Below are 25317 nucleotides of genomic sequence, written 5' to 3' on the forward strand. Positions count from 1 at the left end.
GGATGGCCGTAAGGCCCCCGGGAGGAAAAAGGGGCAAAGGACTGAACAATGTCTAAGAAAAAATATGAATTTGATGTACTGGTAATCGGCAGCGGGGCCGCCGGCCTGACGCTGGCGCTCAAGGTGGCGGACAAGGCCAGGGTGGCGGTCCTGTCGAAGACCAAGCTGAGCGACGGCAGCACCAGCTGGGCCCAGGGTGGTATTGCCGCGGTCCAGCACGACAAGGATACCCTTGAATCCCATATCGAGGATACCATGATCGCCGGGGCGGGACTTTGTCACCGGGATGCCGTGTCCTATATCGTCGAGCGCGGCCCGCAAGCCATCAACTGGCTGGTCGAGCAGGGCGTGGATTTCACCCGCCGCGAAGAAAACCACGGCCATGGCCGGGACAGCTTTTCGGAGCGGGAATTCCACCTGACCCAGGAAGGCGGCCATTCCCACCGGCGCATCCTGCATGCGGCGGACGCCACCGGCAAGGAAATCCAGATGTCGCTGGAGGACCAGGCCCGCGCCCATCCCAATATCACCCTGTTTGAAAATCATGTGGCGGTGGACCTGGTCAGCGACAAGGACCCGGACCCGAAGCAGCGCAAATGTATCGGCGCCTATGTGCTGGATACCAAACGCGACCTGGTCGATGTCTACCAGGCCAAGATGACGGTGCTGGCCACCGGCGGCGCCAGCCGCGTTTATCTCTATACCTCCAATCCGGACGGCTCCACAGGCGACGGCATTGCGCTCGCCTGGCGGTTCGGCTGCCGGGTGGCCAACATGGAATTCAACCAGTTCCATCCCACCTGCCTGTATCACCCGGAGGCCCGGACCTTCCTGCTGACCGAGGCGTTGCGCGGCGAGGGCGCCTATCTGCGGCTGTCCAACGGCGAACGCTTCATGCCCCGCTTCCACGAGCGGGCCGAGCTTGCGCCCCGTGACATTGTCGCCCGGGCCATCGACCATGAAATGAAGCGCCTCGGCGAGGCCTGTGTTTACCTGGATATCACCCATAAGGACCCGGAATTCGTCAAAGGCCATTTCCCGACTATTTACCAGCGCTGCCTGAAGCTCGGCTACGACCTGACCAAACAGCCGATCCCGGTGGTGCCGGCAGCCCATTACACCTGCGGCGGGGTGATGACCGACCTGCACGGCCGGACCGACGTCAACAATCTGTATGCCATCGGCGAAGTGACCCACACCGGCCTGCACGGCGCCAACCGCATGGCCAGCAACAGCCTGCTGGAGTGCGTGGTCATGGCCGATGCCGCGGCCGAGGATATCCTGGGCAAGGTCGGCGCCATCAGGGAGACTATGGCGATCAGGGCGTGGGATGAATCCCGGGTCACGGATTCCGACGAGGAAGTGGTGGTGAGCCACAACTGGAACGAGCTCCGGCACTTCATGTGGGACTATGTGGGCATTGTGCGCACCACGCGCCGGCTGCAGCGGGCCCAGCGCCGCATCGATATGCTGGCGTCGGAAATCCGCGAATATTACAGCTATTTCCGGGTATCCTCGGACCTGTTGGAGCTGCGTAACCTGGTCACCGTGGCCAACCTGATCGTCCGCTCAGCCCTGCAGCGCACCGAAAGCCGCGGCCTGCATTACACCCTGGACTATCCGGAGACTGATCCGGATATGGAAGGGATCGACACCATCCTCAAACCGCCGCGCCGACCGATCGCGCGCTAGATACAAAAAAGCCCTCCGGAATGGAGGGCTTTTTCGTTTAAGGCTGCAACTCTCAGAAGTTATAGACCAGGCCGGTCAGGAGCTGGATGTTGCGCACATCATTTTCATAGTCGGTGTAGGCAAAGGTCGCGCGGAGGCTCAGGTTGTCAGCAAAGGCATATTCTCCGCCGACACCAAAACGAATGCCGTCCAGGTCGGATGAAGCTTTTTCGCCGGCATAGTGGGCGGTTGCACGAAGATTTTCATAACCAACAAAGGCGAAGGCAAGGATATCGTCCTGTTCACCGAAGGTGGTGCCGACGGTGGCGTCAATGCCGAGCTGGCGGCCAAAATCGATGGTCACGGATGAACCGCCATCCACTGATGCGGTGGACTCGCCGATCCGGGCTTCTGCGCCGAGCAGGATGCTGCTGTCCAGCTGATAGCGATAACCGGCAAAGCCGCCGTAGGTGAAACCATCGGAGCTGGCGTCGACGGGGCCGGCATCATAGTTGAAATCATTGTAGCCGATTTCCAGTCCGGCATAGGGGCCGGCAAAAACAGAGTCTTCTGCCTGGGCGGAAACGGTACCGGCCAGCACAGCAGCGGCGGCGAAGGAGATGAGTGTTTTTTTCATAAGATTTCCTCTGAAATAGCGTTTATAACGAATATTATTCTGTATTTATCCAGCATGGCTGAAACTAATTATATAGCCCCGCTTTTCTGAATGGAAAATGAATGTATTGTTCATATTCTACCTTAAAAACAAATGGATAGGCGGCATACCAAAAAGCAGAGAGAATGTGCAGTTAGATCTGAATTATGGCGGAATTATGTGCGATGAATATCACTTCATCGCAAGAATATGTGATTTCACCGAATTATATTCTGGAAACCGTATGCATATGGGAAGCAGCGGTTTTGAGAAGGCGGTTGTCGGGTGACAGCTAGACCAGCTTGATCAGCTTGCGGTCGAAGAATTTCAGCAGATTGTTGAGGTCATGTCCCCGTTTCAACACCTTGCCCTGGGCGGACAGGATCGAGAAGGCCCCCTGTTTCTTGCGCAGGGCGGGATTTTTGACAATCTGGTAGATGGGCCGTTCGCTGGCATTGCGATAAAAGGCAAAGCTGGCGATTTCCCGGCCGGGACTCATGGCGTAATCCTTCCATTGCCCTGCGGCCACCATACGGCCATAGACATTGAGGATCGCCTGCATTTCCTGCATGGTGAAAAAGATCTGTGACGGGGCCTGCCCTGGACGGGCGCCCTGGAACGGAATGACGCTCGGGATTTGCTCGCTCATACCCTAAAGGATGGGGATTTTTCGCCCCGATTGCAAGCCTCACCTGCATGCAGTGAACTATTCGCGCAGAAATTGCCCCAAAATTGCCCAGATTCCATCTCACTCGCGCCCCAATCGGTGCTTACTCTTGGAAACTGCTAAATCCCCTCGGCCAGTTATCCGGATTGAACGACATCTTACTACCCCTTACACCCTGTTTCGGTCCGATAACTGGCTTCTTTTTTTCTCCCAACCTGTTATTGTTTTTGTCCGGCTAATCGTCACGGGAGAAGATTATGAAACTTTTCGAACTGGTCGGCCGCGACCCTTCGCAGGGCTTCAGCCCCTATGTCTGGCGGACGCGCATGGCGCTGGCGCACAAGGGCTTTGAGCCGGAGCTGGTGCCGCTCCGCTTTACGGAAATTGCCGACCGGCTGGCTTTTGCCGAATCCAGGACGGTCCCCGTGCTGGTCGATGACGACAAGGTGGTGACCGACAGCTGGCATATCGCCTGTTATCTGGAGGAGGCCTATCCCGAGCGGCCGAGCCTGTTCGGCGGCGATGTCGGCCGGGTCCAGGCGCGGCATTTCAACAATTCCAGTTTCAATCATCTGGTCATGCCCCTGTTCAAGGCCATCGTCGGGGAAATCTTCGAAATGCTGGAGGAAGAGGACCAGGCCTATTTCCGCGAAAGCCGCGAGAAACGCCTCGGCAAGGCGCTGGAAGAGATGGAGGAGCACCGCGAGGAAAACCTCGATCTGTTCCGGGCCAACCTCTGGCCCTATGAAATGACCCTCCGGGAATATGACTATTTCGGCGGCGAGACGCCGGCCTATTGCGACTATATCCTGTACGGGATTTTCCAGTGGGCGAAAGGCACGTCCCGGGCGCAGTTTCTGGAGGAAGACAGCCGCCTCCATGACTGGCGCAGCCGGATGGACAGCATGTTTGACGGCCTTGGCGGCCAGCTGCAGCAACGAAGCTAAGGAAACGTTGGCATTTGTGGCGCGCCGGGGGTTGAAATCACCGGCCGCTTTTCCATATCTGAACCACGTAAAGACGATCTAAGTGAGGGAAAATACAAATGACCAGCAAAACCGACCAAGAGGCGCCCAAGACCGAAAAACACGGTTTCCAGGCGGAAGTCTCCCGGCTTCTGCATATGATGGTTCATTCGGTCTATTCGGACCGGGAAATTTTTCTCCGGGAACTGATTTCCAATGCCTCCGACGCCTGTGACAAGGTGCGCTACGAAGCCCAGACCAACAAGGCCCTGCTGGAAGAGGATTCCGACTTTGCCATTACCGTCCGGGCTGACAAGGTGGCGCGCACCCTGAGCGTCTCCGACAACGGCATCGGCATGAACCGGGACGATCTGATGTCTCACCTTGGCACCATTGCCCGCTCCGGCACCTCCGCCTTCATGGAGCAGCTGTCCGGCGACAAGAAACAGGACATGAACCTGATCGGCCAGTTCGGGGTCGGCTTTTATTCCGTTTTCATGGTCGCTGACAAGGTGACGGTGACAAGCCGCCGCGCCGGTGAAGAGCAGGCCTGGTCCTGGGTTTCCGACGGGCTCGGCGAATATGAAATTGCCGAGGCGGCAAAGGCCGGCCGCGGCACCGATATTGTCCTGCATCTCAAGGAAGATGCGGGCGAGTTCCTCGAGCCGCACCGGTTGCAGACGATCATCAAGACCTATTCCGACCATATCGCCATCCCCATCAACCTGGTGACGGAAGGTGAGGAAGGTGAAACTTCCGAGAAAGTCAACGAAGGCACGGCACTGTGGGTCCGCCCCAAGTCGGAAATCAGCGAAGACCAGTATAAGGAATTCTACCATCACGTGGCCCATGCCTTTGATGAGCCCTGGCTGACTTTGCATTACCGGGCCGAAGGCATGATTGAATATACCGTGCTGATGTTTGTGCCGACCCAGCAGCCCATGGACCTGTTTGACCCGGCCCGCCGGCCCCGCACCAAGCTCTATGTCAAACGGGTGTTTATCACCGACGACTGCGAGGACCTGGTGCCCGGCTACCTGCGCTTCATGCGCGGCATTGTCGACAGCGAGGACCTGCCGCTTAACATCAGCCGCGAGATGCTGCAGAACAACCCGGTCATGAACAAGATCCGCAAGGCGGTAACCAATAAGATCCTTTCCGAGCTGGAGAAAAAAGCGACCAAGGAGCCGGAGGCCTATGCCGAGTTCTGGCAGAATTTCGGCCCGGTTCTCAAGGAAGGCATCTATGAGGATTTCGAGCGCCGCGACCAGCTGCTGAAACTGGCCCGTTTCGAGAGCACCGGCGCGGAGGGGCTGACCAGCCTGGCCGATTATGTCTCGCGCATGAAAGAGGGTCAGGAAACCATCTATTACATCACCGGCGACAGTCCGCAGCGGGTGCGGCGTTCGCCGCAGCTCGAGGGCTTCAAATCCAAAGGCATCGAAGTGTTGCTGCTGTCCGACCCGGTGGATGATTTCTGGCTGCAGATGGTGCCCGAGTTCGACGGTAAAAAGCTGCAGTCGGTGACCCGCGGCAGCGCCGATCTGGAAGACAAAAACAAGGAAGGTGATGAGGCCGAGGCAAAGCCGGAAACCCCGGAAATGGATGCCCTGATCGGGGCGCTGAAGGCCAACCTGGGCGAGGTGGTCAAGGACATCCGGCCCTCGAAACGGCTGACCGACAGCGCGGTGTGCCTGGTGGCCGATGAAGGTGATATGGACATGCACCTGCAGAAGATCCTCCAGGCCCACAACAAGCTCGACGCCATGTCCGCCCGGGTGCTGGAAATCAACCCGGACCATGACCTGATCAAGACCATGGCCGCCATCGCCACCGGCGATGGCTCGGTCGACAAGCTGAAGGATGCTTCCCTGCTGTTGCTGGACCAGGCCCTGATCATGGAGGGGGAAGCGCCGAAAGACCCGGTCGCCTTCGCCCAGCGCCTGGCGGGTATTATGAAGCTTGGCCTCAAGTAAATCACCAATCACGCTATTGCATTGTATATGCAAAAAAAGAGGGCTCTGCCGGTGAGGTGCAGAGCCCTTTCAGTTTGAGGGGGGGTAATATTCTGAATTGGCGTCAGGACGGAGATCCCAGTCTGACCCGCGCCGCCGACAGGATGGCGCCGGTATCCTTGTCCTGCACCAGCACCGCATAATTGTCACATTTTTCCGCCGCGACCTTGGCCGGATCCAGGGACAGCATCACTTCCCGCCCGATCCAGCTGCCGATCTGTTTCAGGCTGCGCACCACATTGCTGTAGTCCCGGGTCTGGCCGGCCAGTTCGCCGCTTTTGATTTTGACGGACCGTTTGTCGTCATAGGCCACCAGCCAGATGGTCGCCGGTTCGTTTACCGACCCGTTGCCGATGGTCAGGTTGATCATGCCCTCCTGGAAAGCAAGGGAAATGTCGGGGCCGGCGACGGGGATTTCCCGTTGCGCGGCCAGATATTTGGCGACGAGGTCGCGGCGTGATCCGACCACAGCGCTGCGGCCGTTGATGATCATTTGCGGGGTGTAGACCCCGCCGTGACTGAGGGTCCGGCTATAGTCTTTCTGGCGCTGGGTAAATTCGGGTTTGGCAAAAATATCCTTCCAGCCCAGATAGTTCCAGTAGTCCACCGAAAAGCTCAGCGCCAGGATATTTTCCTTCTCGCTCAGTTCGCGGAGCAGGTCATCCGCCGGCGGGCAGGAGCTGCAGCCCTGTGAGGTAAAAAGTTCGACCACGGAAAGCTTTGCGGCCCGGACCGGCAGGGCGACCAGGCTGACAAGGCACAAGACAGATAAAATTCTAACTATTGGTAATTGCTTTTTCATGCCTGTAAGATACATTTTTTGCTTATCAAGTACTAATCACACTATGGTGAATTTGCGTAAAATAGTTCTAGTCAGGGGCGGTCATTGTCGAAGCGGGCATTCCAAGTAGGCTCATCCATAGCCGAGAGTTACAATTTTTTCCTCAACCATCTGCCGCATTTTTTCCGGCTGGTAACCGGACCGTTTATCCTGTGGATTTTTTTCAAGGGCCTGGAAAAGATCCTGATCCATGAATACGGCATCAAGTTTGACACCACCTATGTGGTCAGTCTGTTTACCGCCTCCTTTGCTCTGGTCTGGTATCGGCAGTTCCTGCTCGGCGCCCAGCATGCCAGCTACACCCGCCTGGTGGCCCAGGGCTTCCAGGGCGGAAATTTTTCCCTGCTGCGGCTGGGGCGAAGTGTCCTGCGGATTGTGGTCATCGCAGCCGCCCTTGTCGTGCCCACCATTGTCCTGTCCATTATCGCGCTGCTGCTGTTTAACGGCGCCGGCGAGCCGATGACCAAGAAGGAACTGCATGAACTGGTGTTCAAATGCACCGTTGTGGTGATGGTCCTGGTGTCGCCGCTTCTGGTGCGCTTTTCGCTGCTGTCAGCAGCAACGGCGCTGGGACGGCGCAACATGAGACTCAGGCACATCTGGCAGAAAACCAGCGGTTTCACCTTTGCCCTGTGGATGATGACCTTCCGGGCTTTCCTGCCCATCAGCCTCTATGCCTGGGTCCTGTCCTGGATGCTGAAGGAAATTGTCGCCAATGTGGAAATGCATTATCTGTGGGCGGTGCTGGTGGTCAATGTTCCCGCGTCCCTGATGACCTTCTTTATGCTGGCCATCGTGGTGGCGGCCAATGCGGAAGCCTTCCGGGTACTGATCGGCGTGCGCGAAGGCGATGCCCCCCATCGCGCAGATGCCGGCAAGCCGCGCACGGAAAATGTTGCCCGCGAGGCGCACTAGAGCCCACTATGTCTGGCGGCACAGTTGCAGTAATTCCCCAACCGACCTGATTCCCAGCTTGCGGCAGCTGTCCTGCCACAGCGCGTCATCCTCCGGCGTGAAATCATCGCTCTTTTCCCGGACCGCCCGTTTGATTACCGTCTCGCAAAATTCCCGGTTCGGCCCCGGCAGGAAGGAGACCGGATCGATCACCAGCCCCGGATCCGCATGGCGGATATGGCTCAGCAGCATGGAGCCGACCATGGCCGGCAGGCCGGAACTGCCAATCCCCGCCTGATCGTTTTCGTTGCGGCAATAGAGGATGAAATAATAGATCGTCCGCCCGTCGCGCCGGATCAGGGAGACCCGGTCATACCGACCGTCACTCAGTTCCCGGAACGGCAGCACCTGCCAGTGGTCGGCCGGGGCCGTTTCCAGCAGGGCCAGGTTCTTGTCCTGCTGCAGGGTGCCCGCAAGATAGGCGCTGGCCAGGGCCGGGGGTCCCTGCTCCCGGCTGAAATTGAGTGACAGCAGGCATTTGAGCGCTGCCGGATCATCAAGCCGGTCCTGCGGCAGGGCAAACAGCAGGCATTGCTCTACCCCCAGGCCTTCCTCCAGCAGGCTGGAGAAATTATCGCCGAAAGCCGTGCTGCCTGCATTTCTGCTGCAGTTCTCCAGGGCCTCGAACGGATATTGTATCGGCGTTGTGTTCATACTGCCCCGGATAGCACAAGTGTAACGTGCCATAAACAAAAAAGGCCGGGACGAACCCGGCCTTTCGAGTTTCGGTGGTGTAACCCGGCTTAGGAGTTGGCCAGGTTGCGCAGTACGTAATGCAGGATGCCGCCGTTGGCGTAATATTCAACTTCGTTGGCGGTGTCGATCCGGCACAGCACCTTGATGTCCTTGGTGCTGCCGTCTTCATAGGTGATTTTCACGTCAACGTCCTGGCGCGGGGTGATGCCGTTGCCGATGCCGGTGATGTCGAAAGTTTCCTTGCCGGTCAGGCCCAGGGTTTCGCGGGTTTCGCCGTCCTTGAACTGCAGCGGCAGAACGCCCATGCCGACCAGGTTGGAGCGGTGGATACGCTCGAAGCTTTCCACGATCACGGCTTTGACGCCCAGCAGGTTGGTGCCTTTGGCGGCCCAGTCACGGCTGGAGCCGGTACCATATTCCTTGCCGCCGACCACGACCAGCGGCACACCGTCGGCCTGATACTGCATGGAGGCATCATAGATGCTGGTCACGTCGCCGGACGGATAATGGGTGGTCCAGCCGCCTTCGGTGCCCGGCGCCATCAGGTTGCGCAGGCGGATGTTGGCGAAGGTACCGCGCATCATCACTTCATGGTTACCGCGACGGGAACCGTAAGAGTTGAAGTCCTTGCGCTCCACGCCGTGCTCCTGCAGGTATTTACCGGCCGGGCTGTCGGCTTTGATGGCGCCAGCCGGGGAGATATGGTCGGTGGTGATGCTGTCACCGAGCAGGGCCAGCAGGCGGGCGCTCCTGATGTCGGCAAAGCCGCCCTCGGCGGTTTTGGACATGCCCTGGAAGTAAGGCGGGTGCTGCACGTAAGTGGACTTGTCGTCCCAGGCGTAGGTTTCGCCCTCGGCCACCTTGATGGCCTGCCATTCCGGCGTGCCGGCGAAAACGTCGCTGTAGCGTTCGATGAACATTTCGCGGCTCAGGGAGTGGGCGATAGCTTCATGCACTTCGGCATTGCTCGGCCAGATGTCTTTCAGGAACACGTCATTGCCGTCCTTGTCCTGGCCGATCGCATCCTTGGTGATGTCGATGGTCATGGAACCGGCGATGGCATAGGCCACGACCAGCGGCGGTGACGCCAGATAGTTGGCTTTCACATCCTGGGACACGCGGCCTTCAAAGTTACGGTTACCGGACAGCACAGAGGTGCAGACCAGGTCGTTTTCGTTGATGGACTTGGAAATCGGCGCGGCCAGCGGACCGGAGTTGCCGATACAGGTTGTACAACCGTAGCCCACCAGGTTGAAGCCCAGCGCGTCGAGATGAGACTGCAGGCCGGCTTTTTCCAGATAGTCGGTCACCACCTGGGATCCCGGCGCCAGCGAAGCTTTCACCCACGGCTTTTTGGTGAGGCCCAGTTCGTGGGCTTTCTTGGCCACCAGGCCGGCAGCCATCAGCACGCCCGGGTTGGAGGTGTTGGTACAGGAGGTGATGGCGGCAATCACCACGTCGCCGTGGCGGATGCCGTTTTCGTCACCTTCCACCTCGAAGGTTTTGCCTTTTTCAGCAAGCTTGCCGAAGCCGTCGAGCACGCCGTCAAATGCAGAGGCGGCAGTGTCGAGGGCAACGCGGTCCTGCGGGCGTTTCGGGCCGGCCAGGTTCGGCACGACGGTGGAGATGTCCAGTTCCAGGGTGGTGGTGTAAACCGGCTCCGGGGAGTTGGCGTCACGCCACATGCCCTGTTCCTTGGCATAGGATTCGACCAAGGCGACAGTGTCGTCGTCACGGCCGGTAAAGCGCAGGTAATCAAGGGTCTGGGCGGACACCGGGAAGAAGCCGCAGGTGGCCCCATATTCCGGGGCCATGTTGGCGATGGTGGCCTGGTCGGCCAGGGTCAGGTGATCGAGGCCGTCGCCGTAGAATTCAACGAATTTGCCGACCACGCCCAGTTCACGCAGCATTTCCACAACGCGCAGCACCAGGTCGGTGGCGGTGATGCCTTCCTGCATTTCACCGGTCAGCTTGAAGCCGACCACTTCCGGGATCAGCATGGAGACCGGCTGGCCGAGCATGGCGGCCTCGGCTTCGATGCCGCCCACGCCCCAGCCGAGAACGGCGAGGCCGTTGACCATAGTGGTATGGGAGTCGGTGCCGACACAGGTGTCGGGGTAGGCCACGGTGCGGCCGGCCACGTCGGCGGTCCAGACGGTCTTGGCGATATATTCCAGGTTCACCTGGTGACAGATGCCGGTGCCCGGCGGCACGGCGGAGAAGTTATCGAAGCTTTTCTGGCCCCATTTCAGAAACTGGTAACGCTCGGCATTGCGTTCCATTTCCAGGTCCACATTTTCCTTAAACGCGGTCGGCGTGCCGGCCTTGTCAACCATCACGGAGTGGTCGATGACCAGGTCCACCGGGCTGAGCGGGTTAATTTTCTGCGGGTCGCCGCCCAGGTCAACCATGGCGTTGCGCATCGCGGCCAGGTCGACAACGGCGGGTACGCCGGTGAAATCCTGCATCAGCACGCGGGCCGGGCGATACTGGATTTCGCGGCTGTCCTTGCCGCGGTTTTTCTGCCAGTCAGCCAGGGCCTGAACGTCTTCTGTGGAGACCGTCACGCCGTCTTCGTAGCGCAGCAGGTTTTCCAGCAGCACTTTCAGCGTATAGGGAAGACGGGATACGTCACCGATTTTTTCGGAAGCTGCGGAAAGTGAAAAATAATCATATTCCTTGCCGCCGACATTGAGCGTGCGGCGGGTGTTCAGGCTGTCTTGACCAACAGATGCCACGATTGTTCTCCTTTGTTTAGTAAGGCCGTTGTGGCAAGCGTTCTGGGCCCGGGTGGACGGGCACCGGTAGTGCTTGCGGGGAATACAGCCGTTTTCTGCACCAAAACCGTGGATTTCTCAAGGGAAAATATGCTTTTGAGAGCCGTTCTTAACTACTTCAGCGCTGATCAGTGGAGGAGATTCCGGCATGAGGGCAAAGGGCCTGGGGATTTTAAGGATTTTGTCACAAAAGCTTCACCTCTAAATTGACGAACTATTAAGTATTTCAGTGCAAAAACTTTTGCGTCTAATGAATGGAATTTCTTTTATAAGTAATTGTTATTTCTAGTATTTCTAATATATTGCTATGCAGCAAAAAGCTTCAGGGGTAAAGGATGTTTAACTGGCTTTTTTCGCTTACCGATAATTTATTGAGTAAATTTACCATTTCCCGCCGGATCTTTCTTCTGGCCGGGCTGACGATCCTGTCGATGGTCATGCTGACGATCGGGTTTGTCTGGAATTACGGCAAAATCAACAGCGAGTTCCATAGTTACCAGGATTATGAACGCCAGGGTCGACTGGGCTCCGAACTCTTCAGTCTTGGCCGGGAAATCCGCCAGGATGAAAAAAGCTTTTTGCTGCACCCTGAGGACGATCTGCTGGCCCAGCACGGAAAAACAAGCCGGCGACTGACATCTATCCTGGACGACTATGCGCAACAGGCGGAGAACGGGGAGGTCAAATCGGCCCTCAAGTCCCTGCAGGATAAATCAAAAACATATCAGGACCGGTTTTCCAGCCTGGCGTCAGGCCTCAGGCAGCTCGGCTATACCGAGGAAGACGGCCTGCGCGGCAAACTGAAACAGTCGGGACAAAAGGCCGAGGAAGCCCTGGATGAAACCAACCTGCCGGAAATCCAGGTTGCCCTGCTCAAAACGCGCAAAGCCGAACAGGATTATATCCGCCTGGGGGACAAGGCCAGCCAGCGCTGGTACAAGATCCATCTTCGCACGGTCAAGAAAGGTATCCCGCAGACTAATATTTCCAGGGAACGGAAGGACCTGTTGCTGGGATACATCGCCGCCTATGAAAAAAGCTTCGCCGATTTTGTCCAGCATAATGAAGAGGTGAAGGAAGCATCGACCCGCCTCGATGAGATTTATAGCTCAATGGTGCCCGATTTTAAATCCGTGATGGATCTTGCGCGGACCGGCCGGGAAAATGCAGAGCGGACCTATGACGAGGCAAAAAGCCGGTTTGTCGTGACCATGGCGCTGGTGGCGGTGATCGCCCTGGTTGCCTACCTGTTGCTGTCCCTGCCCCTGACCCGCAGCCTGACCCGCCCGATCCGCAAGATTACCGAAGCCATGCGGGCGTTGTCGGACGGCGAGGATGATGTGCAGATCGATCTTCCTGCCCAGAACAATGAAATCGGCAAGATGGTCTCGGCCATCGAACGGTTCCGGGAAAACCTGGGACAAATGGAGCAGGCCCGGCTTGAGCAGGCCCGGGAGAAGGAGCAGCGCCTGGCGGCGGAGAAACGGGCAGCCGAGCAGGAGCGCCAGCTGGCCATGGAAAAAATGGAACGGGAAGAGGAGGACAAACGACGGAGCGCCGAAAAACAGGCCCGTCTTGAACAGGTCTGCCTCGAGTTTGAGGCGACCATGCGTGATGTGCTGCGCCAGGTCCGCAGTGCCTCGGTTGAGATGGAAGGGTCCGCCCGCGAAATGTTCTCGCTCGCTGATTCCACTAGTGCCCGTACGGAAGCCCTGGCCGCCGCCTCGGAGCAGTCGAACCAGAATATGAGCGCCGTGTCTGTGTCCGCCGGTGACCTGGAGGCCACCGTCGACCAGATTTCCGGCCGGGTCCGGGAATCAGCCCAGGGGACAAGCGGTGCGGTCGAGGAAATCGAACAGGCAAATATCCACATCCAGCACCTGGAAGACGCCAGTCAGAAAATCGGCGCCGTCGTCAGCCTGATCAATGATATCGCCGAACAGACCAACCTGCTGGCGCTCAATGCCACCATCGAGGCGGCCCGGGCCGGGGATGCCGGGCGCGGCTTTGCCGTGGTGGCCTCGGAAGTGAAGAACCTGGCCGGCCAGACCGCAGAAGCAACCAGCGAGATTGCCGCCCAGGTCAGCGGCATGCGGGACGCCACCATGGAGGCCGTCCGGACCATGCGCCTGATCGGGGACACCATCAGGAGCATATCCGGTACATCGGAGGATATTGCGTCTTCCGTCCATGACCAGGAGGAAGCCACCCGGGAAATCGTGCGCAGCGTGAAAGAAGTGTCCGGTGGCATGGGCGGCATCCTGGAAAATGTCGTATCGGTCAGCCATGACGCCCAGAACACGTCACGGGTTGCCAATGATGTGCTGTCCAATGCCAACAGGCTCAATGCCGAATCTGAAAAACTGAACCAGAAGTTCGAGCAGTTTCTGAGAGATATCAAGTCGGCGTCCTAGTCGCCAAATCTGAATATCCTCTCCATTGTCGGGCAGAATGTGACCAGATGGCCATATTCTGCCCGATTTTTTTCCCAATGTGGTCTCATTGAAACCCCATTGCCGGTCTAACGTTGCAAACATAGAGATGTGTCGGAGAGAAAACTGGAGAGAAAAATGAAAACAAGAATCGTTGCCCGCCCTTCAAAAAAGAAGATTTCCTGGTCGCGTCTGTTTTTGCCCGTCGCCACGATCGTCACATTTGCGATTTTTGCCGCCGATCTTTTCGCGACCGGCCCGCTCTCGGCCGACGGACCGTCTATCACGAATATTCTGGTCGGGACCGCCCTGTTTTCGCTGTCGACCGCATTTATCCTCTGGGCCGGGGATCTGTACCAGCGCGTTCTGAGATAGGCCTCACCAACAGTTTTATCGAGTGGCGGGCACACTCCAACCTGTCCTCTAAAATGCCCGCCCCGGGGTGCCTGCTTCCTGTCCTGTCCGGGTACAGGAGCAGGCACTTTTATCAGGCATACCCCAATTTTTCTTCTGTCTTTGATGTCAAAATGCTATAGCTCTCAGGACGTTATGTGAATGTGAGGAGGACCGGACCATTCTCGAGGCAAACGGCCTGTGCTGTGTGAGGGGCGATTTTACCGTTTTTACCGACCTTGGGTTTTCCCTGCCACGGGGAAAGGCGCTGGTGCTTCGTGGTCCCAACGGATCCGGGAAATCGACCCTGATCAAGGCCATTGCCGGCCTGTTGCCGGTCCGGGCCGGATTCCTTGCCTGGGAAGGCGAGGCGTTTACCGGTGATGGCGACTGGATCGCCGAAAATATCTGTTATCTGGCCCACAAAAACGCCCTGAAGCCGGAACTGACCGTGCGCGAAAATATCGCCTTCTGGGCCCGCCTGCACGGGGTGGAGGACGGCATCGACGGGGCCATGGCCGCTCTGGGAATCGATCATCTTGGGGATCAGCCGGCCCGCTACCTGTCCTCGGGTCAGGGCCGCCGGACGGCGCTGGCCCGGATGGTCTGCCACCGGGGGGCGATCTGGCTGCTTGATGAACCGACCGTGGGACTGGATCAGGACAGCGTTCAGCGGCTGTCCGCGGTCATGACGTCGCATCTGGACCGGGGCGGGCTGATTGTCACCGCGACCCATATCGACCTGGGACTGGCCCGCGATCGCAGTATCGTTCTCGATCTTGGTCAATTTTCCGGAAAAGGTGCGGTGGCGGACGACTGGTCCCTGTCGGAGGTCTGGTCATGAGCGCGTTGTTTTTCCAGATCATCGGCCGGGATGTGAAACTGTCCTGGCGCCAAGGCAGCACCGGCCTGATGGTGGTGTTCTTTTTCGCCATTGTCGTGTCGCTGTTCCCCTTCGCGGTGGGGCCGGACCCGGACATGCTGTCGCGCATTTCCGTGGCTGTGATCTGGGTCGCCGTGCTGTTGTCCTCGCTGCTGTCGCTGGACCGGATTTTCCAGGCCGACTTTGAAGACGGCTCGCTGGACCAGTTTGTCCTGCTGCCCCTGCCGCTGGAACTGGTGGTGCTGGCCAAGTCGCTGGCCCACTGGCTGACCACGGCGCTGCCGCTGATTATCCTGTCGCCGGTACTGGGAATTATGATGCATCTGCCGGCGAACGGTTATCTGCCGATGATGGTGGTGATGGTGCTGGCCTCACCGACGCTCAGTTTTGTGGGGGCGGTCGGGGCGGCGCTGACCGTGAACCTGCGCCGCGGCGGGGTCCTGCTGTCCCTGTTGGTGCTGCCGCTTTATATCCCGAGCCTGATTTTCAGCGTGCTGGCGGTCAATGGCGCCCTCGACGGCCAGGATATTCGCCTGCCGCTGATGATTCTGGCCGGCTTCACCCTGGGCAGCGCCGTGCTGGCACCCTGGGCGGCCGCGGCGGCGATCAGGTCCGGCCTTGACTAGGCGATCCCGGCCCTAGACATGTTTCGAGTTCTTGTTCAGGTGAACAGGATCGGTCCGTTCAATCAGTATTTTCAGAAAACCGGGCAGGTGCGGTTTGGCTTTGGTCAGCTGGCGGCACAGCCCCGGGATGCGTCGGCGCAGCTTCTGGACCCAGACCCTGACTTTTTCACTTTCGGACACCAGCAGGCTTAAGCCGACCAGGGCTGTGATCTGGCCGATGGGGATCGGCATTGGCGCAATGATGACTCCGGCAATGAACAGGATCCAGCCGATAATCAGTTTTACGGGTCTTTTTACGGTCTTCCAGGACATGGTCACTATTCAGCCAGAAACAACTTAACATTTGGTGACAGACGACGGGTCTGTAGCAGGATTTATTTTAACCATGGATTCGCGGCGGAACTATGGCCATTCGATGAAAGATTGGTGACATGCGACAAACAGACTCAAGGGGCCGGCCGAAGGGGCCGTCGGCGGCCCAGGGGATAGTTGCGGAACTCGGCCAGCAGTGTGGCATAAAGGTCCTGGTCACGATTGTTATAGCGCCACTCACATTCCTTCAGGTGCAGCAGGAAAGTGGATTTGTGCATGCCCCGGAATTTGGCCAGGCGCAGATGGGCAAAATCCCAGAAACCGGCAATGCCGGTGGCGCGAAGCCGGATGCGCCGGTCATGGCTGACGTCTATCAGTTCGTCATACCCGGGCCAGTGCCGATGACGGACGACATCCTTGATGCCGGGCTTTTGCGACAACAGTTCGGCTAACGGCTCATGGAGGTCGGCGGTGATGATTTCCGCACAGGCCTGTTCCCGTTTCTCCAGGACTCCGATCAGGATATGGTCTGCTTTTTGGGGATAGCTATCCTGTAGCAGGTCATTTTGCGAGACATTTGTGCCGGTCAGCAGGACCACTCGTTCCCGGAATAATCTGAAGTAGCGGTCGATACTGTTGATATTCATATTGGTCTCGTCAGCCGTCTGCTGGGCTGTTCTGTCGCCGATGTAGCTTTTCAGGAGTTGCCTGAATTTATCCTCGGAAATGCGGGAACGAATGCAGTATTTGTTTTTCATTGTATAACAATAGCTTAATCGCGGTTTTATTCCCTGAACTGGGGATGTTCCCATCATTCATATATTTACTTATAATTTCAATAGGTTATAGTTTTTCCTATAACTTGTCTAATTATAGTGTGGATTGTGGAAGACTACAGGGGAGACAGGTTGGTCTTCACTGACAAATATGGGAGACGGATGATGAAAAGGACCATTCTTGCAGCCGGCGCCTTCTGTACCGTGCTGTTTGCGCCATTGTCAGCGTTGGCGGAAACGCCGCTTGGATTGCCGCCGGTGCCGGTGCCGGCAGATAACCCGATGACCGCGGAAAAGGTGGCGCTCGGCAAAAAGCTTTTCAACGACAAGAGATTCAGTACCACCGGCGAGGTAAATTGCGCCACCTGCCATGACGGCGGCAAGGCCTTCACCGACAGTCCTCTTCGGGTCTCCGAGGGAATCAACAAGCTGACCGGGACCCGCAATGCGCCGACCGTGATCAATGCGGCTTATATGAAGACGCAATTCTGGGACGGCCGCGAACCGGACCTGGAACATCAGTCCAAGGGGCCGATTGTCAATCCGGTGGAAATGGGACAACCAAACCATGACCCGGTGGTTAAACTTGTCCAGGGCGACAAGGAATATCAGAAGATGTTCAAGGCCGCCTTCGGCATTTCCCCGAAAAAGATTACTATCGACCATGTGGCCAAGGCCATCGCTTCCTTCGAGCGCACGATCCTGGCCGGAGACAGCCCCTTCGACCGTTATATGTACGGCGGGGACAAGACGGCCATGTCGGAATCTGCCATCCGCGGCATGCGGGTATTCCGGTTCGAGGGCCGCTGCGTGTCCTGTCACACCACCAGCGAAACCTATGCCCTGTTCTCGGACAGCAAATTTCATAACCTCAACGTGAATTTCGACAAGATTTCCGGCAGCATCGATTCGGTGACCGAGGCGTTCAAGCGTGACAAGGCAGGCGGCATGGATCTCGATGTTACGGTCCTGACCGATGCCGAGGCCTCCGAGCTTGGCCGTTTCGTGGTCAGCACCCATGCGGCCGACATCGGCGCCTTCAAGACGCCGACCCTGCGCAACGTTGCGCTGACCGCGCCCTATATGCATGACGGCAGCCTGAAAACCCTGGAAGAGGTCGTTGACTTCTATAACAACGGCGGCCGGGTAAACCCGGACGACCCGATCAATGATTTCCAGAGTGGCGGCATTCGCCCGCTGAACCTGACCGATCAGCAGAAAGCCGATCTTGTGGAATTCCTCAAGGCGCTGACCAGCCCCCGGGAATCCCTCAATAAACTCGCCGAACTGACCAAATAGGAGGCTTCAATGAAACATATTGACGATGTGAATCTGACCACGGCACAGCTTCTTGAAGATACTCCTGTGGCTGAAAATACCACCCGGCGGACGGTGTTGCGCAACGGCGTGGCCCTTGTGGCCGGCGCCTGCCTGCCGATCACCAGCGTGAAACTGGCGTTTGGCGGCGAACGTGAAGACTTTACCTTCGCCTATATCTCCGACAGCCATATCCAGCATATCCGCGGCAACAAATTCGTCCGCAACTGGGATCGCGGTCTGATCCGCGCAGTGGCCGAATGTAATCTGATGAACCCGCGTCCGGACTTCGTCATCTACGGCGGCGACCTGGCGCAGCTGGGTAAAAAGTCCGAGCTTGATCACGGCTTTGAAATGATGGCCGGGCTGAATAACTTCGATGTTCACTATGTCATGGGTGAGCACGACTATTATCTGGATCTTGGCGAATACTGGTCCGAACATAACGGTCCCCAGTATTACAGCTTCGACCACAAGGGCGTGCATTTCGTGGTGCTGAACAGCATCATTGTGGATGACGACTGGACCCATAATACCTGGAAGGACGGCACCGAGCGCATGGGCGTGATGGCCGGCCTGGACGATCCGCGCGGCTCTCCCTTCATGATCGGCAAGAAACAGCTGAAATGGCTGAAAAACGATCTGAAGAAGGTGAGCAAGGATACACCGGTGGTGGTCTGCTCCCACTCGCCGATCCAGAAAATCTTCAAAAACTGGAACTTCTGGACCGAGGAAGCCGAGGACATCCAGAAACTGCTGAAGAAATTCGACAAGGCGACAGTGCTGTATGGTCACGTCCATCAGATCCAGTATAACCAGATCGACAATATCAGTTTCCATGCGGTGATGGCGACGGCCTGGCCCTGGCCTTATCCGCAGTCATACGTGCAGGCGGAAAGCCACCTGCCGCAGCTGACCATTCCCATGAACCGGGCCAATCCGTTCTTTGAACGGGATGCCACCGGCTGGCAGTATATTGACATCAACAGCGGCAGGGCCTCTGTGAACTACAGCCTGCCCCAGAATAAATCCCGGACCGTTGCCTACGATCCGGACAAGGGTCATCCTGTGGACACGACTTATCAGGAAGCAGGTCTGACTTTGCCGCAGAAACGTTATTGAGGATGGGAGACAAACATGAAAAAGACGCTTAGGAATTTTGCTCTTGTCCTGGGGGGGATGATGATTCTGTCACCCGTTGCCCAGGCGGATGAGTTTAACAAACAGGATGTGGAAACCTGGACCAGGGAATTCATGGCCGCAGTGGAAAAAGGCCGTGCCGCCTGGGTGGATGGTAATCTCGGCACCAACGGCGTGGCCTGCGCCCAGTGTCACCCCAATGCCGCCGACACCCACCCGGAAACCTATCCCAAATACCAGCAGCAGATCGGCCGGGTGGTTGTGTTTGGCGAAATGATCAACTGGTGCATCATCAACCCGCTGGAAGGCAAGGCCCTGGCGCTGGATGATGAAACTCTGATCGCCATGCAGGCCTATGCCCGCTATGAGCGCCGCGGCGTTGCCCTCGATCCGGGCAAGCACTAAATCTATTCCAAGTTCCGGACAGCCTTTTACTTAATAGTGGAAGATATCAGGGGAGGCTGTCCGGATACCGGCGGGGGCGTTTGTGAATTTATCGGGGAATATGCCCAAATAACTTGATTAAAACATAAGTTGGCGATAGACCTCAGATCATGCATAAGTTCGCAAATCCCGCCCGCTTCATGCGGTTGAGTAAACTGATCCAGCCCTGGGCGATCGCGCTTGCTGTCGTCCTCCTCACCATTGGCACCTATATGTCCCTTTTTGTCGCTCCTGAAGACTACCAGATGGGGGCGACTTTCCGAATCATGTACGTCCATGTGCCGTCGGCCTATATGTCCATGTTCGGCTATGTGCTGATGGCGGTGGCCAGCATTGTCGGCATCATCTGGAAACATCCGCTGGCGGACTATACCGCCCGGGCGACGGCGCCGATCGGCGCGGCCTTCACCCTGCTGGCCCTGATCACCGGCAGCCTGTGGGGCGAACCCATGTGGGGCACCTACTGGGACTGGTATGATGCGCGGATGACGTCGGTACTGATTCTGTTTTTTCTCTACCTCGGCTACATGTCGGTATGGCAGGCCATTGACGACCAGGTGCGGGCCGCCCGCATTGCCGCCATTGTCGCCATTGTCGGGGTGGTCAATATCCCGATCATCAAATTTTCCGTGGAATGGTGGGCGACCCTGCACCAGCCGGCCAGCCTGATCCGCATGGACGGCCCGAGCATCGCCCCGTCGATGCTGTGGCCGCTGCTGATCATGATTGCAGCCTTTAACGCCTATTTCGTGGTGGTGCTGATCTGGCGCCTGCAGCGTCTGATCCTGGGGCGCCGGATCCGGACCCTGCGCCAGCAGCTGACGGCAAGGAGTGGTGACTGATGGGACCCTATGCAGCCTTTGTCTGGTCAAGCTTCGGCATTGTGGCGGCGGTAATGATCCTGCTGGCCCTGCAGAGCTGGCTCGGCCGCCAGCGGGATATCAGACAGTTGCGCCAGCTGGAAGAGCTGATGGGCGGCGGCGAAAAAACACCTCAGGCGGATCAAGGTAACGGACAAGAGGGATGACAACACAGCAAACCGGAACAGTTCAGAGCCCGCGCAGCCGGGCGGCTTCCCGCAAGCGCCGCCGCATGTATCTGGTGCTCAGCAGCCTGGCGGTGCTCGGCTTGGCGGTGGCGCTGGTCCTGACCGCGCTGGGCGACAGTATCCGTATGTTTTACGATCCCACCGAGGTGGTGGAACGGCAGATCCCGGCCGGCGAGACTTTCCGGCTCGGCGGCCTGGTGGAAAAAGGCAGCCTGGAGCGGGGCGGCGATAAGTTACTCTATAAGTTCCGCGTCACCGACGGCAATGAAACCATGCAGGTGATCTATCATGGCCAGGTGCCGGACCTGTTCCGGGAAGGACAGGGCGTGGTGGCCGAGGGTCACCTGGACGAAAACGGCATCTTTGTCGCCAATGAAGTGCTGGCCAAGCATGACGAAAACTACATGCCCAAGGAAGTGGCCGAAAGCCTGAAGGAACGCGGGCTGTGGCAGCATGAAGGGGCGCCTCAATGATTGTCGAGACCGGTCATTTCGCCCTGGTGCTGGCCTTTGCCCTTGCGGTGGTGCAGGGCGTCTTTCCGCTGATTGGCGCCTCCCGGCGCGATGACCGGCTGATGGCGGTGGCCGCCCCGGCGGCCTACGGCCAGTTCCTGCTGGTGCTGCTGGCGTTTCTCGCCCTGATGCACGCCTACATCACGTCGGATTTTTCCGTAAAAAATGTGGCCATCAACAGCCATACCCTGAAGCCCATGCTGTACAAGGTTGCCGGGGTGTGGGGCAACCACGAGGGTTCGATCCTGTTCTGGGCCCTGATCCTGGCCCTGTTTGGGGGGCTGGTGGCCTTGTTCGGCCGCAATCTGCCCAAGAGTCTGCATGTGCGGGTGCTGGCGGTGCAGGGACTGATTTCGGTGGGCTTTTACCTGTTCCTGCTGTTGACCTCCAATCCGTTTGAGCGGGTGTTTCCAGTGCCGCTAGAGGGCAACGGCCTCAACCCGCTGCTGCAGGACCCGGGACTGGCCTTCCATCCGCCGTTCCTGTACCTCGGCTATGTGGGCCTCAGTGTGGCTTTCTCCTTTGCCGTGGCGGCCCTGCTGGAAGGCCGGGTCGATCCGGCCTGGGCCCGTTGGGTCCGGCCCTGGACCCTGATTGCCTGGTGTTTCCTCACCATCGGCATCACGCTCGGCAGCTGGTGGGCCTATTATGAGCTCGGCTGGGGTGGTTGGTGGTTCTGGGACCCGGTGGAAAATGCCTCCTTCATGCCCTGGCTGGTGGCGACGGCGCTGCTGCACTCCGCCATTGTGGTGGAAAAACGCGACACGCTGAAAAGCTGGACTATCCTGCTCGCCATCATCGCCTTTTCCTTCAGTCTGCTCGGCACCTTCCTGACCCGCTCCGGGGTGATTACCTCGGTCCATGCCTTTGCCACCGATCCGGAGCGCGGCGTCTTCATCCTGATCTTCCTGCTGATCGTGATCGGCGGCAGCCTGCTGCTCTATGCCCTGCGCTATGACCGGCTGCAGCCCGGCGGCCTGTTCGCGCCGATCAGCCGCGAAGGCGCGCTGGTGATGAACAATATGCTGCTGACCGTGGGCGCGGCCACGGTGCTGTTCGGCACCTTGTATCCGTTGCTCCTGGATGCGCTGACCGGCGACAAAATCTCTGTTGGCGCCCCCTATTTCGAAATCACTCTCGGCTCGCTGATGATCCCGCTGGTGCTGATCATGGCCGCCGGGCCGTTTCTGCGCTGGAAGCGGGCCGATCTGTTCGGTGTCGTGCACCGCATGCGCCTGGTCCTGTTTGTGTCGCTGGCGGTGATGGTGGCGGGCTATTTCATCGCCCACCATGACGCCGGGCACCGGCCGTTGCTGACCGCCCTGTGGCTGGGGCTCGGCATCTGGCTGATGCTCGGCACGCTGGCCGAGCTTGGGGAACGGATCAAACTGTTCAAGGTGCCGGTCATGGACAGCGTCAGGCGCCTTGGCCGCCAGACCCGGGCCAGCTGGGGCATGACTCTCGGCCATTTCGGCCTGTCGGTCATGATCCTCGGTATCGCCGTGACCTCAAGCTGGCAGAGCGAACATCTGGATGTGCTGGTGGCCGGGGAGAAGATCGAGATCGGCGGCTATGAACTCACCTTCAACGGCGTCAGGCCGCTGGCCGGCCCCAACTATACCTCGCTGGCCGGGGAGTTCACCGTCCGGGACAAAAACGGTGATGAAGTGACCCAGCTGCTGCCGGAAAGCCGGACCTATGCCAGCCCGCCCATGACCACCACCGAAGCGGCCATCTACGCCCGCTTTTTCGGCGACCTGTTTGTCGCCATCGGCGAGGGACAGGGCCAGAATGCGGCCGGTCAGGACCGCTGGTCGGTCCGGGCTTATTACAAGCCGCTGCAGTTCTGGTTGTGGGGCGGGGCCATGATCATGGTGATTGGCGGCCTGGTGTCGCTCAGTGATCGCCGCTTCCGCATCGGGGTGCCGGCCGGACGCAAAAGGACAGCCGCGACCGGGAAATCAGAAGGGGGAACAGCCCATGCAACTTAAGGCGATCCTGCCACTGGCCATCTTTGCGCTGCTGGCCGTCGCGCTGGGAGTAGGGCTGACGCTCAACCCGCGGGATATTCCCTCTGCCCTGATCGATCATCCGGTACCGGAATTCAGCCTGCCCAACCTGGAAGGCAATGATGACGGTTTTGCCGCCGCGGACCTGATCGCCGCGGGGGATGAAGTTGTCCTGGTCAATTTCTTTGCCTCCTGGTGCGCGCCCTGCCGGATCGAGCACCCGCAGCTGGAAAAGCTGGCCTCGGATTACGGGATTAAAATTTACGGCATTGCCTATAAGGACAAGCCGGAGAATTCCCGGTCTTTCCTGAATAATCTCGGCAATCCCTATGCCCGGGTGGCGGCCGATTTCAACGGCCGGGTCGGAATCGACTGGGGTGTGTATGGCGTGCCGGAGACCTATTTCATCAAAAACGGCCGCATTGTGCATAAACATCTGGGTCCGATCCATGAAATGGATATCGAGGACAAGATTATTCCGGTTCTGAAACAAATACAGGAAAAGGACCAGTGAGAGCAGTAGTCCTGTCAGTGTTGTTGATCTTCTTCACCCAGTCCGCCTTTGCCCTTGGCGTCGATGACGGCCGCCTCAAGGACCCGATCCAGGAAGCCCGGGCCCAGGAACTGATGAAACAACTGCGCTGTCTGGTGTGCCAGAATCAGTCCATTGTCGACAGCAATGCCGACCTGGCCCAGGATCTGCGTATGGTGGTGCGGGAACGCATCCTTGCCGGCGATACGGATGAAGAGGTGCTGCATTATATGACCGACCGCTATGGCGACTGGGTATTGTTGAAGCCGCCGCTCAAAAGCGAAACCATGATGCTGTGGTTCTCGCCGCTGATTCTCCTGGTGATCGGCGCAATCTTTGCCGTGCTGTACCTGCGACGGCGCTCCTCCGCGGTCCAGCCGGCCGCCCCGCTCAGCCACGAGGAAGAGGCCCGGCTGGAAAAACTCCTGCATGACGGGGAGGAGAAATGATGTACTGGGCGATCATGGCTGTTCTGCTGTTTCTGGCCCTGGCGGTCGTGCTGGTGCCGCTGCTGCGGTCCGGCAAGCGTCAACGGGACGAGCATCCGGATGTGGCGGTCTACAAGGCCCAGCTCGCGGAACTGGAAGAGGATATCGCCCAGGGCCGCCTGTCGGCAGAGGAAGCGGAGACCGCCCGGCTGGAGATCCAGCGTCGCCTGCTGAAAGCGGCCGACCGGCAGGAGGTCGGCACCGCGCCCGTCACGTCGCTGACCGGAAAACTGATCATGATCGCCGGCCTGGTGCTGGCCTGCTCCGCCCTGTATCTCGAGACTGGTACACCCGGCATGCCCGATTTTCCGAAGGAGCTGGAACAGGCGGCCGGCGAGGATGAAGACCGGCAGAAGCTGCTGGAATTCGTCGACAGGATCAAGGCCCGGCTCAAGGAAGATCCCGACTCCAAGGTCGGCTGGATGGCGCTTGGCCAGTTTGAAAACCGGCTTGGCCATTTTCCCCAGTCCGCGGCCGCCTTCGAGCGGGCCTGGGAGCTGGATCCGGACAATTTCGAACTGATGATCATGTATATGGAAAGCCTGATCGTCCTGTCCGACGGCAAGATGAGCCCGGCGGCGCTGTTGATGCTGGAAAAGGCGCTGGCCAAGAATCCAGACCATCCCGGGGTGCAATATTATGTGGCTTTGCTGGATTATCAGTCCGGCAAGAAGAAAGAGGCGCTTGCCCGCTGGCAGGCGATTGTCGACCAGTCGCCGCCCGATGCGCCCTGGACCCGGCAGATTAACCAGGTGATTGCCATGACCCGGCAGGAACTGGGTCTGGAAGCGAACGGGGAGCAGGCGGCGCCGGTGGCTCCGAATGTGGACCAGGAACAGATGCAGGTGGTGCAGGATATGTCGCCCGAAGAGCAGCAGCAGATGATCCGCAGCATGGTCCAGCGTCTGGCGGACCGGCTCGAGGAGAATCCCGAAAATGGCCCCGGCTGGCAGCGGTTGGCAAAGGCCTACCAGGTGCTGGGAGAGCGCGAGCAGGCTATTGACGCCTACAAAAAAGCGCTTATATATTCACCGGAAAGTGATAAACCGGCCCTTGAAAAAGAGCTGGAAAAGCTGGAAAATTCCAAATAGAATACGGATCAGTCGCAGAAGTCGACGTATTCCCTTCAGAAAGAGCGGTCTTGTAAAATTAAGAGTCCGATAA

General features: G+C 58.4%; 25 protein-coding genes. 18 read left to right on the forward strand and 7 right to left on the reverse strand.

Annotated elements, in window-relative coordinates; all coding sequences use genetic code 11:
• Positions 1 to 48: 48 nt before the first annotated feature.
• Complete coding sequence (gene nadB / locus FIV46_RS04935; RefSeq protein ID WP_139938998.1) at positions 49 to 1692, forward strand: L-aspartate oxidase; 1644 nt, start codon at positions 49 to 51, stop codon at positions 1690 to 1692.
• 52 nt (positions 1693 to 1744) lie between these two features.
• Here nadB and FIV46_RS04940 read toward each other — a convergent pair whose 3' ends face one another.
• On the reverse strand, positions 1745 to 2308 hold the full coding sequence (locus FIV46_RS04940) for a porin family protein (RefSeq protein ID WP_139939000.1): 564 nt from the start codon (positions 2306 to 2308) through the stop codon (positions 1745 to 1747).
• Positions 2309 to 2618: 310 nt separating this feature from the next.
• Positions 2619 to 2975 carry a DUF2794 domain-containing protein gene (locus FIV46_RS04945; protein ID WP_139939002.1) on the reverse strand — a complete coding sequence of 119 codons (357 nt, stop codon included), beginning with the start codon at positions 2973 to 2975 and terminating at the stop codon, positions 2619 to 2621.
• Positions 2976 to 3250: 275 nt separating this feature from the next.
• Between FIV46_RS04945 and FIV46_RS04950 the strand changes: the two genes are divergently transcribed.
• Both FIV46_RS04950 and htpG read left to right on the forward strand, forming a co-directional pair.
• Complete coding sequence (locus FIV46_RS04950; RefSeq protein WP_139939004.1) at positions 3251 to 3940, forward strand: glutathione S-transferase family protein; 690 nt, start codon at positions 3251 to 3253, stop codon at positions 3938 to 3940.
• Between the two features lie 98 nt (positions 3941 to 4038).
• Positions 4039 to 5934, forward strand: coding sequence for a molecular chaperone HtpG (gene htpG / locus FIV46_RS04955; protein WP_139939006.1), 1896 nt, complete (start codon positions 4039 to 4041; stop codon positions 5932 to 5934).
• 103 nt (positions 5935 to 6037) lie between these two features.
• Here the strand turns inward: htpG and FIV46_RS04960 are convergent, their stop codons facing one another.
• Positions 6038 to 6736: a DUF1223 domain-containing protein gene (locus FIV46_RS04960; protein WP_181163060.1), complete on the reverse strand. Its 699-nt coding sequence runs from the start codon at positions 6734 to 6736 to the stop codon at positions 6038 to 6040.
• Between the two features lie 123 nt (positions 6737 to 6859).
• Here FIV46_RS04960 and FIV46_RS04965 point away from each other — a divergent pair, with 123 nt between their 5' ends.
• Positions 6860 to 7729, forward strand: coding sequence for a hypothetical protein (locus FIV46_RS04965; RefSeq protein ID WP_139939010.1), 870 nt, complete (start codon positions 6860 to 6862; stop codon positions 7727 to 7729).
• Positions 7730 to 7735: 6 nt separating this feature from the next.
• On the opposite strand, the gene FIV46_RS04970 is transcribed toward FIV46_RS04965, so the two are convergent.
• On the reverse strand, positions 7736 to 8422 hold the full coding sequence (locus FIV46_RS04970) for a hypothetical protein (protein WP_139939012.1): 687 nt from the start codon (positions 8420 to 8422) through the stop codon (positions 7736 to 7738).
• A gap of 89 nt (positions 8423 to 8511) precedes the next feature.
• Positions 8512 to 11202 (reverse strand): aconitate hydratase AcnA, encoded by a 2691-nt coding sequence (gene acnA / locus FIV46_RS04975; RefSeq protein WP_139939014.1) that lies wholly within the window; start codon positions 11200 to 11202, stop codon positions 8512 to 8514.
• Positions 11203 to 11576: 374 nt separating this feature from the next.
• On the opposite strand from acnA, the gene FIV46_RS04980 reads away from it, so the two are divergent.
• The 4 genes from FIV46_RS04980 (at position 11577) to ccmB (ending at position 15575) form a co-directional block, all read left to right on the forward strand.
• Entirely contained in the window at positions 11577 to 13655 is a 2079-nt protein-coding gene (locus FIV46_RS04980; RefSeq protein ID WP_139939016.1) for a methyl-accepting chemotaxis protein, read from the forward strand.
• 156 nt (positions 13656 to 13811) lie between these two features.
• Positions 13812 to 14048 carry a hypothetical protein gene (locus FIV46_RS04985; protein WP_139939018.1) on the forward strand — a complete coding sequence of 79 codons (237 nt, stop codon included), beginning with the start codon at positions 13812 to 13814 and terminating at the stop codon, positions 14046 to 14048.
• A gap of 199 nt (positions 14049 to 14247) precedes the next feature.
• Positions 14248 to 14910 (forward strand): heme ABC exporter ATP-binding protein CcmA, encoded by a 663-nt coding sequence (gene ccmA / locus FIV46_RS04990; protein ID WP_139939020.1) that lies wholly within the window; start codon positions 14248 to 14250, stop codon positions 14908 to 14910.
• A complete protein-coding gene (gene ccmB, locus FIV46_RS04995; RefSeq protein WP_139939022.1) occupies positions 14907 to 15575 on the forward strand; it encodes a heme exporter protein CcmB in 669 nt (222 codons plus the stop codon). Before ccmA ends, ccmB begins: the two co-directional genes overlap by 4 nt.
• Positions 15576 to 15587: 12 nt before the next feature.
• On the opposite strand, the gene FIV46_RS05000 is transcribed toward ccmB, so the two are convergent.
• Both FIV46_RS05000 and FIV46_RS05005 read right to left on the reverse strand, forming a co-directional pair.
• The gene (locus tag FIV46_RS05000) at positions 15588 to 15887 is read right to left on the reverse strand and encodes a PGPGW domain-containing protein (RefSeq protein WP_139939024.1); all 300 of its coding nucleotides are present in this window, start codon (positions 15885 to 15887) and stop codon (positions 15588 to 15590) included.
• Positions 15888 to 16021: 134 nt separating this feature from the next.
• Complete coding sequence (locus FIV46_RS05005; protein ID WP_139939026.1) at positions 16022 to 16645, reverse strand: hypothetical protein; 624 nt, start codon at positions 16643 to 16645, stop codon at positions 16022 to 16024.
• Between the two features lie 183 nt (positions 16646 to 16828).
• Here FIV46_RS05005 and FIV46_RS05010 point away from each other — a divergent pair, with 183 nt between their 5' ends.
• From FIV46_RS05010 to ccmI, 10 genes are all read left to right on the forward strand, one after another.
• Positions 16829 to 17962: a cytochrome-c peroxidase gene (locus tag FIV46_RS05010; RefSeq protein ID WP_139939028.1), complete on the forward strand. Its 1134-nt coding sequence runs from the start codon at positions 16829 to 16831 to the stop codon at positions 17960 to 17962.
• Between the two features lie 66 nt (positions 17963 to 18028).
• A complete protein-coding gene (locus FIV46_RS05015; RefSeq protein WP_342780408.1) occupies positions 18029 to 19102 on the forward strand; it encodes a metallophosphoesterase family protein in 1074 nt (357 codons plus the stop codon).
• Between the two features lie 15 nt (positions 19103 to 19117).
• On the forward strand, positions 19118 to 19525 hold the full coding sequence (locus tag FIV46_RS05020) for a hypothetical protein (protein WP_219845891.1): 408 nt from the start codon (positions 19118 to 19120) through the stop codon (positions 19523 to 19525).
• 149 nt (positions 19526 to 19674) lie between these two features.
• On the forward strand, positions 19675 to 20406 hold the full coding sequence (locus tag FIV46_RS05025; protein WP_139939032.1) for a heme ABC transporter permease: 732 nt from the start codon (positions 19675 to 19677) through the stop codon (positions 20404 to 20406).
• Complete coding sequence (gene ccmD / locus FIV46_RS05030; RefSeq protein ID WP_139939034.1) at positions 20406 to 20591, forward strand: heme exporter protein CcmD; 186 nt, start codon at positions 20406 to 20408, stop codon at positions 20589 to 20591. Before FIV46_RS05025 ends, ccmD begins: the two co-directional genes overlap by 1 nt.
• Positions 20588 to 21085: a cytochrome c maturation protein CcmE gene (gene ccmE / locus FIV46_RS05035; RefSeq protein ID WP_139939036.1), complete on the forward strand. Its 498-nt coding sequence runs from the start codon at positions 20588 to 20590 to the stop codon at positions 21083 to 21085. The genes ccmD and ccmE overlap by 4 nt, the downstream gene beginning before the upstream one ends.
• Complete coding sequence (locus FIV46_RS05040; RefSeq protein ID WP_139939038.1) at positions 21082 to 23115, forward strand: heme lyase CcmF/NrfE family subunit; 2034 nt, start codon at positions 21082 to 21084, stop codon at positions 23113 to 23115. Before ccmE ends, FIV46_RS05040 begins: the two co-directional genes overlap by 4 nt.
• The gene (locus FIV46_RS05045) at positions 23105 to 23647 is read left to right on the forward strand and encodes a DsbE family thiol:disulfide interchange protein (protein WP_139939040.1); all 543 of its coding nucleotides are present in this window, start codon (positions 23105 to 23107) and stop codon (positions 23645 to 23647) included. Before FIV46_RS05040 ends, FIV46_RS05045 begins: the two co-directional genes overlap by 11 nt.
• Entirely contained in the window at positions 23644 to 24114 is a 471-nt protein-coding gene (locus FIV46_RS05050) for a cytochrome c-type biogenesis protein (RefSeq protein ID WP_139939042.1), read from the forward strand. The genes FIV46_RS05045 and FIV46_RS05050 overlap by 4 nt, the downstream gene beginning before the upstream one ends.
• Entirely contained in the window at positions 24114 to 25244 is a 1131-nt protein-coding gene (gene ccmI / locus FIV46_RS05055; RefSeq protein WP_219845893.1) for a c-type cytochrome biogenesis protein CcmI, read from the forward strand. Before FIV46_RS05050 ends, ccmI begins: the two co-directional genes overlap by 1 nt.
• Positions 25245 to 25317 lie beyond the last annotated feature (73 nt).

Origin of the sequence: Emcibacter nanhaiensis (assembly GCF_006385175.1) — a bacterium.
Lineage (GTDB): Bacteria > Pseudomonadota > Alphaproteobacteria > Sphingomonadales > Emcibacteraceae > Emcibacter > Emcibacter nanhaiensis.